The sequence below is a fragment of the Paenibacillus xylanexedens genome, assembly GCF_001908275.1.
Classification (GTDB): Bacteria; Bacillota; Bacilli; order Paenibacillales; family Paenibacillaceae; genus Paenibacillus; species Paenibacillus xylanexedens_A.
The window spans coordinates 5,750,727-5,760,053 of sequence record NZ_CP018620.1 but is presented as its reverse complement, the minus strand read 5'-3'; the positions used below and the strand labels follow the sequence as shown (position 1 = coordinate 5,760,053).

Here is a 9,327-nt window from a genome sequence, read left to right as displayed (position 1 = left end):
ATGTGCAGCGAGTTGTTGCACAGTGAGCCGGAGGCGAATCAGATCTTTGCGGAAGCGAGCGAGGTGATCGGATTTGATTTGAAGGCACTGGTTATGGAAGGGACCCTGGATCAATTGACGGTCTCTGAATATGCTCAGCCTGCTGTACTGACAGCAAGCTACGTTTTATTTGATTCATTTGTTCGCCGAACAGGAATGACTCCAGATTATGCAGTAGGTCACAGTTTGGGGGAGATTTCGGCTTTAGTAGCGGCGGGAGCATTGCGATTTGCTGATGGAATCCGTTTTACAACTCAGCGTGGTGCGTTGATGCATCGCTCCATTCAGGAGCAAAAAGGAAGAGCGGGTATTGTTGTTGATGTAACCCAAGAAGCGCTTGAAGAATTAGTCGAGAATATTCGTCAGAACGAGTATGCGACGATCTCCGGTTATAATTCACCGGGACAGTTTGTCGTCGCAGGTACTGCGAAGGGGCTTCAAATGCTGGATGATCAGGTGGATGGCTACGGTGGGGAATTCATTCCTTTTCGCATGATGCCAATGAAGGCAGATGCACCTTATCATAGCGAGTTGATGCAGTTCATTCAGCCTGAGCTTGAAGAGATGCTTGCAGGGATTTCCTTCTCTGCACCGGTGTTTCCCATCTGCTCTACAGTACATGGGGAGTTCATTCGCGGAGCCGAGGACATTCCTAAGCTGCTGAGTAGCCAGCTTTTGCAACCCATTCGCTGGAATCAGGCATTGGCACGCATTCAAAATCTGGGAGCGACGGTATGGATCGATATCGGTCCAGGCCAGAGCATAAGAAATATGCTGGCTGAGAATAAGACCTTGCCTGCAGCCTATTCGCTGGATGATCCGCAAGATCGGTCCAGGTTACTGGAGCGATATGAAGCAGTAAACCAGACAAGTGGGGGAGGCGATAAGGGATGATCACGGAGATGATGCAGTACAATCAGCGGGTGAAACAATGGCTGCCTGGCGGTGTGCACTATAATTTTCACCTTCCTTGGGAAGAGACGCCGCTCCATTTCAAGCATGCTTCCCGAAGCAGAGTGACGGACATGAACGGCAACGAGTATTTGGATTTATATGCCCGCTTTGGTGCCCTCATTGTTGGCCACGGCAACGAGGAGTATAACGAGTGTCTGAAGGATACCATTGACCGTGTTCTTTCCGTAAGTCATTGCGATCTGGATGCAGAGGCTCTGGAACTGATCCATCAATATGTACCTTCAGCAGAGATGATTCGTTTTGGGTTATCAGGTACGGAGATTGTCCAGAATGCACTTCGTCTTGCCCGGGCGTGGACAGGTAAAAATCGCTTTGTACGTTTTGAAGGCCATTATCATGGCAATGCGGACAATATTATGGGTGGTAAGACTGCACGTACAGGTTTGCCGGTACCTTCAGACTATCCTGGTGACATGAAAGGAACAAAGGGGAGGGCAAGGGATGCCATGGAATCTCAATCCTACCTCGTGCCATGGAATGACGCAGCCCGTCTGGAGGAACTATTTCGCCAGCATGGAGACGACATTGCAGCAGTAATCATGGAGCCGGTTTGTGTAAATGGAGGCGGAGTCATGCCTGCTCCGGGTTATCTGCAAAAAGTCAGACAGTTATGTGATCAGTACCAGGTCGTGCTCATTTTTGATGAGATTATAACAGGATTCCGTATGGGTCTCGGTGGTGCCCAACAGTTATTCGGTGTAACGCCCGATCTGACCACACTTGGGAAGGCAATCGCGGGTGGCGGAGTTCCGGTGTCAGCCCTGGTTGGCCGAGCGGATATCATGAAGTTACTTGTAGACAAAAAAGTAATTCATGCGGGTACGTTTAATGGCTATCCATTAGGTACAGCTGCTGTAAAAGCTACGCTGGAAATGTTGGGACGCAATGGAGGTCAGGCGATGCACAGCATGAACCGCCACGCTGAGATGATGCATGACATACTCTGCCAGGAAGCAGTGAAGGTAGGTCTGCCTTTAATTGTTCAAGGGCCGTCTGGCTGTGCTTCTTATCACTGCTGTACGGAGCCGCTTACGGATACGGCTGAATATACGTTTGAATTGATGTCTTTTGATATTTTGTTAAATAGCAAGCTTGCTGAGCACGGTGTTCTGGTATCTACGCTCTCGCGGATGTATCCGAATATCCTGCTTGATATGCAAGATGTTGCCTGGTTCGGTGAGCGTGTCCCTGCAGCACTTGCAGAAATGAAAGAGATCTACGACGAGCTGATCTAATGGTAGCTCAATAAGGAGGTGATTAGGTATGCATAATCGACTCATTGCAATCATTGGCGCAGGGGTGATGGGATGCGCCACAGCACTGGATGTCGCGAGGGCTGGTTATCGTGTGATTTTGCAGGATATTTCGGCGTCGGTCATCGAACATGCCCCTGATGTTATACGTCGTGAATATCGTTCAGCTTGCTTTCTGAAGCAAGGGTACGGTCAGGTGCCCCTGGATCAGATCATGGAACGAATCTCGTTCCAGACACAAGATGAAGGTGTGGAAGAGGCAAGTATCATTATTGAAAATGTAACCGAAAACCTGGAGTTGAAAAAGGAAGTTTACGCACGACTATACCACAGGGCTCGTCCGGATGCTTTATTTGCGCTAAATACAAGCTGTATTTCCGTGACAAAGCTCGCTTCATTTTTGCCTGACCCAGGCCGAGTCATTGGGGTGCATCTGATGAATCCGGTTCCCGTTAAATCCATGGTGGAGGTGATCAAAGGACATCATACAACGCAGGTTACGGAACATGAGATGGTAGCGTTTTTGGAAACTCTTGATAAAAGTCCAGTTGTCATAGAGGATCTGCCCGGGTTTGTCTCTAATCGCCTCTCGCACTTGTTAATGAATGAAGCGGCGTACATTGTACAGGATGGAATCGCTACACCCGAGCAGGTGGACGCCATTATGAAGAAGGGCTTCAATTATCAGATGGGGCCGCTGGAGACGGCGGATCTGATTGGTCTGGATACGGTCGTGCATTCATTGAAAGTATTGTACGACAGCTATCAGGACCCCAAATTCCGATGCTGTCCGATGTTGCAGAAAATGGTTGATGCAGGACAGTGGGGGCGGAAGACGGGTCAAGGATTCTATGCCTACTAAGATGAAGGGTGGCATGACCATGGAAAAGCTCAAGGATATCAAGTGTATTGTTTGGGATCTGGACCACACCATATGGGATGGGGTTTTGCTTGAATCTGCAGATGTGCAACTGAAGCTGGGCTTAAAGGAGGTGATTGAAAAACTGGACCAGCGAGGTATTTTGCACTCTGTTGCCAGTAAAAATGATGCAGAGCTAGCTTGGGCGAAACTAAACGAACTGGGCATCGCCGAATATTTTCTGTATCCCGAAATCCATTGGGATGCGAAGTCCGTCTCTGTTCAGCGGATTCAGCAGAACATTAATATCGGCATGGATGCCATTCTGTTTGTGGATGATCAACCTTTTGAACTGGAAGAAGTGCAAAGTGTACATGCTGACATCCAGGTACTTCATGCGGATCAATATGAAACCATGCTTGATGACCCAAGGCTGATGCCCCGATTCATTACAGCCGACTCTGCGTGCAGAAGGCAGATGTATCAGGCGGATACGCTCCGTAAACAGGCTGAAGAACAGTATGAAGGACCTTCAGAACAATTTCTGGCTACGCTCGGCATGAAATTTTCCATCTACGAGGCTACTGAGGATGATCTTCAACGTGCAGAGGAACTTACCGTTCGCACCAATCAACTAAATGCAACGGGAATTACCTACAGTTACGAGGAGCTGCATCAACTGATGACTTCGCAGGAGCATATGTTATTGGTGTGTGAACTCGAAGACAAATACGGAACGTATGGCAAAATTGGGCTTGCACTAATTCACATGCAGCAGAAGGTATGGCGGCTAAACATGCTTCTGATGTCTTGCAGAGTGATGTCCAGGGGAGCAGGGAGTGTACTGCTAACGTATATCATGCGTGAAGCTCAGAAGCAGGGCAAACAAATGCTTGCGGACTTCAGGGATACCGGAAGGAACCGAATGATGAATATCAGCTATCGCTTTGCCGGTTTCAAGCAACAATCTGCAGATCAGGAAGGAAGAGTACTGTTTCATCATGATTTACAGCAGGCTGTAGAGTTTCCAGACTACATTGAGGTTTTAGTGCCCGAGGGGCAACATCAATAACAAGGGGGAAGGGCAGTGGATTATCGTCAGGAAATTCGGGAGTTTATCGGGAACAACCTCACCATGGATCATGAGGACACTCAAATTAATGATAATGACAATTATTTTGAGCAGCGGTTCGTCAATTCGCTCTTTGCGATGCGTTTGGTGGACTTTGTAGAGCGTAGATTCCAGATTGAGATAGCAAATGAAGATCTGGATTTGGCTAATTTCTGCACGATTAACCGTTTGCATGATCTTATTGAGAGAAAGTTGACTGAGAAGGAGGCGGCACTATGATTACAGCTAATCAGGCATCCATTCGTCCAGTCACAAGTCCGGCAACCAGCCCGTCCAACAAATATATGTATTTGTTTTTGGGAATTTCCTTTGGCACATGTTATGGAATCGCAAGTTTGTTCATGTTCTTTGCGGATTTTATTGTACCCATAACAGGTGAGTTAACCTTGATGCATCCACTTGCGATCGTTGCTCTGTATTCACCTTCCATTGCCGGATTAATTACATGTTATGTGATGGGCGGAAAGGAAGCATTAAAAGGAATGTTTATGAAGCTGGTTCCGCGCAGACAGGACCTGTTCTGGATACCGCTCATTATTGGAATTTCCATCATCTTTGCATCAACAATGCACTTTGGTTCCTTGTTATTCGGCATACCGGTCCCTGAGCTGACATATAGTGTACCTGAAATGATCTGGTTGGGAATTGTGAATCTGATCAAGGAGACGGGGCTGATTGGTGGGCTGTTTGGCTGGATCGGATTTTTGCTTCCATTCTTGCAAGGGAAGTTAAAAAATAATATAACAAGTGGTCTGATTACCGGCCTGTTGTTCGGATTATGGGTGCTTCCGGGATACTTGATTTCCTCTTTTGGCACCTCAACCACTTACATATACTACGTTGTTCAGCTTATGGCATTTATCGTGTTCCAAAGTTATATCTTCAATGCAACCAAAGGTACACTTCTGTTTTATCTGCTTGCATTCTGGCTTGTAGCTACAGGAAGTCAAATTGATTTGTACTACTTTAATCCGCAAGTTCAAATTATGCAATTTTTCTTTTTTGCAATATCGGCTATTGTCATACATGTCATCTTCAAGCGTAAAAATGTGGATACTTCACTTCAGACATTCCCTGCATATGTTCTGGAAAGAAAGTAAGCCTGGTTATGGTGGTGGATAAGTGATGGAACCGATCTATTTGGAGCAGCTACAAAAGGGGGAGGGAAACAGACAAATGGTCTGTTTTCCTTATCTCGGTGGCAACTCCAACAGTTTTCAGCCCCTAGTGCCGTACCTTCCTGACACGGAAATTTGGGCGTTTACGCCCCCGGGTCATGGTCTGAACACCGAAACACCCCTGGAGCATATGCAGCAACTCGTAGAACTGTATACCAGCAAGCTCCTGGATGTTATACAGCCCGGCAGTCTGTTATTTGGACATAGTCTGGGAGGGATTACAGCCTACTTCGTTGCGCAGCGCTTATGTCAGGAACATCCAGATGTAGCTAAAACGCTACGGCTTGTGTTATCTGCCTGCAACACGCCTGACGAATGCGGGATGCAGAATTATGATCGGATGTCAGACGAAAATCTGATTGATCATCTGTTTTCCTATGAAGCTCTCCCGCAAGAACTGATACATGAAAAAGAATTATTGAATTATTTTCTGCCCGTCATCCGGGCGGATTTCAGGATGCTGGAATCTGCAGCAACGCTTGAATATGAGCCGCTCTCATTGCCGGTGTTGTATCTGTGGGGAGAACGGGATCGTACCGTTACCCTTCAATCAGCGTTGAGATGGGGCCGATATTTTGGCACATCCATGAAGCTTCAAACCATCAAAGAGGGTGCTCACATGTTCATGATGCATCAACCTTCAACGGTGGCGCATTGTCTGACAAGCTTTATGACTCCAGATAAATAGGAACAACTTGTAGATGAGAGGAGCCATGTTCGTTTATGCTGCTACGAATGCTGAGAAACGATATAACGAGAAAAAAAGGGATTACGGCTGCGTTGTTTATTTTTGTACTGCTGGCCGCCTTGCTGGTATCTTCTGGGTCACGAATGATTATGGAACTGACGAGTTCCATCCAATATCTATTTTCTGAATCTAAAACACCACACTTTGTGCAAATGCATGCCGGAGAACTCGATCAGGTCAAAGTAAACACGTGGGCTGAAGAAAATGCCATGGTCCAGCAACATCAGATTGTGGAAATGGTCAACATTGACGGCTCTAATCTGTTTCTCGGAGCAGAGTCCGAAAAGAACAGCGTTATGGATATTGACTTTGTTACACAGAATCAGGGTTTCGACTATTTGTTGAATCTGGACAGTGAGATTATTCAGGTGAACGATGGCGAGATCGCGGTTCCGGTATATTACATGCAGCAAAAAAAATTGAGCGTGGGCGACCAGGTTCGGATCGATAATGGTCAATTTGAGCGTTCTTACACCATCGTTGATTTTGTCCGTGATGCTCAGATGAATCCATCGGTTGTGCACTCCAAACGTTTTATTGTGAGTGCAGGGAATTTGCAGGAACTGAAGCAGAGCGTCGGAGAGATGGAGTATCTCATTGAATTCCGGTTGACGGATCCCGGACTGACGAGTGAATTTACCCAGGTTTACCAAAATGCCGGACTTCCCAACGCGGGTCCAGTTGTAACCTATGGGCTGTTCCAGGTATTGAATGCGATGACCGACGGAGTCATTGCAGCCGTTATTATTCTGGTCAGTCTTGTGCTGATTCTGATTGCGATGCTCTGCATCCGATTCACGATGCTTGCGACCATCGAAGAGGATTATCGTGAGATTAGTGTCATGAAAGCGATTGGAATCGCAGAGAAGGATATTAAGAGACTGTATCTGATGAAGTATGTATTTATGGCCGGATTTGCATCCGTGCTTGGTTACATTGCATCACTTGGCGTTAACAGACTATTTGTTTCCAACATCATGTTGTATATGGGAAAAGCACCTGCAACCCTGTTGCATTTCGCGATTCCGTTATTAGCCGCTGGAATCATATTTGCCATGGTTGTTCTGTTCTGTCGATCGGTACTGCGACGTTTTCGTTCCATCTCCGCGGTGGATGCTCTCCGTACTGGGAGCCTGGGAGATACACAGATCATTCGAAACCGGCTTAGTTTGTCCCGCAATCGCTGGTCTTCCGTACCTGTCTTTCTTGGTCTGAAGGAAGTCATACAGCGAATCAAGATGTTCCGATTATTGTTATTTGTCTTTGTAGTCAGTTCATTTATCATGATTGTGCCGGTCAACTTCCTGAACACTTTGCAGGCGCCAAGTTTTATCTCTTATATGGGTGTTGGACAAAGTGATATTCGCATTGACTTGAGGCACACAGATGATGTGGAGCAGCGTTATGACAATCTGGTTGCCCAGATCCAAAATGATAAAGACATCAAAACGTATTCCCCATTGGTAACAAGCCAGTTCAAGATTAAAAATGCGGAAGGAAGTTACGACAATCTGAGTGTAGAAACTGGGGATTTCAGTATTTTCCCATTGTCTTATGTTAGCGGTAATGCGCCAACAACCGAGAATGAAATTGCGTTATCTGATGCAAACAGTAGCGAGCTGCGCCTGAAGACTGGTGAGCAACTTACCTTGCTGGTTAATGGCAAGGACCAGATGATGACGGTCAGCGGAATATACCAGGACGTTACGAATGGTGGCAAAACGGCGAAGGCCTTATTGCCTTACAACAAGGATAGTGTGTTGTGGTATGTGGTCAGTTTGGATCTGAATAATCGCGGGGACATGGCTACCAAAATTGCTGAATATGAGGCGGCTTTCTCGCCAGCCAAAGTAACCGATCTTCAAGGTTATCTGGATCAGACGTTAGGCGGAACCATCCAACAATTGAAAATGGTGACGATGCTGGCCTTGGTCATCGGTGTCTTCATATCTATTTTAATTACAGCACTGTTCCTTCAGATGTTAGTAGCCAAGGACAACAACGACATTGCTGTACTAAGAAGCCTTGGGTTTGCCTTGTCTAAAATCAAGTTCAAGTATGTCGTGATGTCACTTGTCATATTAATCTTAGGGGTTGTTACTGGAACGATATTGTCCAATACGTTGGGTCCGTTACTGGTTAGTGCCATTATGTCGACGTTCGGTGCTTCCAATATTGTTTTTGTTGTTAACCCGTTACAGGCATATGTTTTGTGTCCATTGTTACTTGCAGGCACGATTGTACTGACAGCATGGATTAGCATCCAATCGATCAAGGAAACGAGCATATCCAAAATGATTGTCGAATAGGGAGGATCAACGATGACAACTATACTTGAGGCTAAAGACGTGAATAAATCCGTAGCGATCGGCGAGAATGAAGAACATAACATCTTAAAAGATATCAACCTTCAATTAAAAAAGGGAGAATTTGTTTCTATCATGGGGCCATCTGGCTCAGGCAAGTCTACCTTACTGTACAACATAAGTGGTATGGATCAGATTAGTGCTGGAAGTGTCTATTTTAATGGCAAAAAAATATCGGCATTTGAGGAGAGGGATCTGGCAAGTCTACGTTTGACCAAGATGGGATTCATCTTTCAAAATATTCATCTGCTCAAGAATCTGAATCTATTAGACAATATCGTACTTTCCGCGTATCTGGCCAAGAATAGCAGCAGAGAAACGATTAATACACGGGCAATGTCATTAATGAAAAAAATGGGGATTGATGAGCTGGCTGGGCATAACATCACCCAAGCCTCAGGCGGACAGCTTCAACGGATTGCCATCTGCCGTGCGCTGATCAATAATCCAGATATTTTATTCGGCGATGAACCAACGGGGGCGCTGAATTCCAAATCAACGTATGAGATCATGGATATTCTGGGCGATATTAATGCAACGGGTACAACCATTCTGCTGGTGACCCATGATGTGAAAGTCGCTGCCAGATCGGAACGTGTACTGTTTATGATGGACGGTAAGCTGGTTGCAGACAGAAATATTGGAAAATATGCAAGAGAGCGTCAGGATCTAAAAACAAGGGAAAGCCATTTGGCGCAATGGTTGACTGAAATGGGGTTCTAAAAAAGGAACTCCATGACTACAATAGACCGACAGTCGGTCGAACGTATCGGAGGC

General features: G+C 46.1%; 9 protein-coding genes. All 9 read left to right on the top strand.

Going from position 1 to position 9,327, the window contains the following annotated elements; genetic code table 11:
• The 9 genes from BS614_RS25245 to BS614_RS25205 are packed head-to-tail and all read left to right on the top strand — an operon-like array spanning position 1 to position 9,273.
• Positions 1–933 (top strand): ACP S-malonyltransferase, encoded by a 933-nt coding sequence (locus tag BS614_RS25245; RefSeq protein WP_167544417.1) that lies wholly within the window; start codon positions 1–3, stop codon positions 931–933.
• Positions 930–2,249: an aspartate aminotransferase family protein gene (locus BS614_RS25240; protein ID WP_074095945.1), complete on the top strand. Its 1,320-nt coding sequence runs from the start codon at positions 930–932 to the stop codon at positions 2,247–2,249. The genes BS614_RS25245 and BS614_RS25240 overlap by 4 nt, the downstream gene beginning before the upstream one ends.
• 28 nt (positions 2,250–2,277) lie before the next feature.
• Positions 2,278–3,129: a 3-hydroxyacyl-CoA dehydrogenase family protein gene (locus BS614_RS25235; protein ID WP_074095944.1), complete on the top strand. Its 852-nt coding sequence runs from the start codon at positions 2,278–2,280 to the stop codon at positions 3,127–3,129.
• A gap of 19 nt (positions 3,130–3,148) precedes the next feature.
• Positions 3,149–4,198 carry an HAD-IIIC family phosphatase gene (locus tag BS614_RS25230; RefSeq protein ID WP_074096983.1) on the top strand — a complete coding sequence of 350 codons (1,050 nt, stop codon included), beginning with the start codon at positions 3,149–3,151 and terminating at the stop codon, positions 4,196–4,198.
• A 15-nt stretch (positions 4,199–4,213) separates the two neighbouring features.
• Entirely contained in the window at positions 4,214–4,477 is a 264-nt protein-coding gene (locus BS614_RS25225; RefSeq protein ID WP_017687156.1) for an acyl carrier protein, read from the top strand.
• Positions 4,474–5,358 carry a hypothetical protein gene (locus tag BS614_RS31990; protein ID WP_017687157.1) on the top strand — a complete coding sequence of 295 codons (885 nt, stop codon included), beginning with the start codon at positions 4,474–4,476 and terminating at the stop codon, positions 5,356–5,358. The genes BS614_RS25225 and BS614_RS31990 overlap by 4 nt, the downstream gene beginning before the upstream one ends.
• Before the next feature lie 25 nt (positions 5,359–5,383).
• Positions 5,384–6,124: a thioesterase II family protein gene (locus BS614_RS25215; protein WP_074095943.1), complete on the top strand. Its 741-nt coding sequence runs from the start codon at positions 5,384–5,386 to the stop codon at positions 6,122–6,124.
• Between the two features lie 35 nt (positions 6,125–6,159).
• Positions 6,160–8,493: an ABC transporter permease gene (locus BS614_RS25210; RefSeq protein WP_074095942.1), complete on the top strand. Its 2,334-nt coding sequence runs from the start codon at positions 6,160–6,162 to the stop codon at positions 8,491–8,493.
• 12 nt (positions 8,494–8,505) lie between these two features.
• Positions 8,506–9,273, top strand: a complete 768-nt coding sequence (locus tag BS614_RS25205) for an ABC transporter ATP-binding protein (RefSeq protein WP_047843824.1) — start codon at positions 8,506–8,508, stop codon at positions 9,271–9,273.
• Positions 9,274–9,327: the final 54 nt, after the last annotated feature.

Excerpts from the sequence above, each read along its gene's own strand:
- BS614_RS25245 (WP_167544417.1), top strand. The coding sequence starts at position 1 with ATGTGCAGCGAGTTGTTGCACAGTGAGCCGGAGGCGAATCAGATCTTT.
- BS614_RS25240 (WP_074095945.1), top strand. The coding sequence starts at position 930 with ATGATCACGGAGATGATGCAGTACAATCAGCGGGTGAAACAATGGCTG.
- BS614_RS25235 (WP_074095944.1), top strand. The coding sequence starts at position 2,278 with ATGCATAATCGACTCATTGCAATCATTGGCGCAGGGGTGATGGGATGC.
- BS614_RS25230 (WP_074096983.1), top strand. The coding sequence starts at position 3,149 with ATGGAAAAGCTCAAGGATATCAAGTGTATTGTTTGGGATCTGGACCAC.
- BS614_RS31990 (WP_017687157.1), top strand. The coding sequence starts at position 4,474 with ATGATTACAGCTAATCAGGCATCCATTCGTCCAGTCACAAGTCCGGCA.
- BS614_RS25215 (WP_074095943.1), top strand. The coding sequence starts at position 5,384 with ATGGAACCGATCTATTTGGAGCAGCTACAAAAGGGGGAGGGAAACAGA.
- BS614_RS25210 (WP_074095942.1), top strand. The coding sequence starts at position 6,160 with ATGCTGCTACGAATGCTGAGAAACGATATAACGAGAAAAAAAGGGATT.
- BS614_RS25205 (WP_047843824.1), top strand. The coding sequence starts at position 8,506 with ATGACAACTATACTTGAGGCTAAAGACGTGAATAAATCCGTAGCGATC.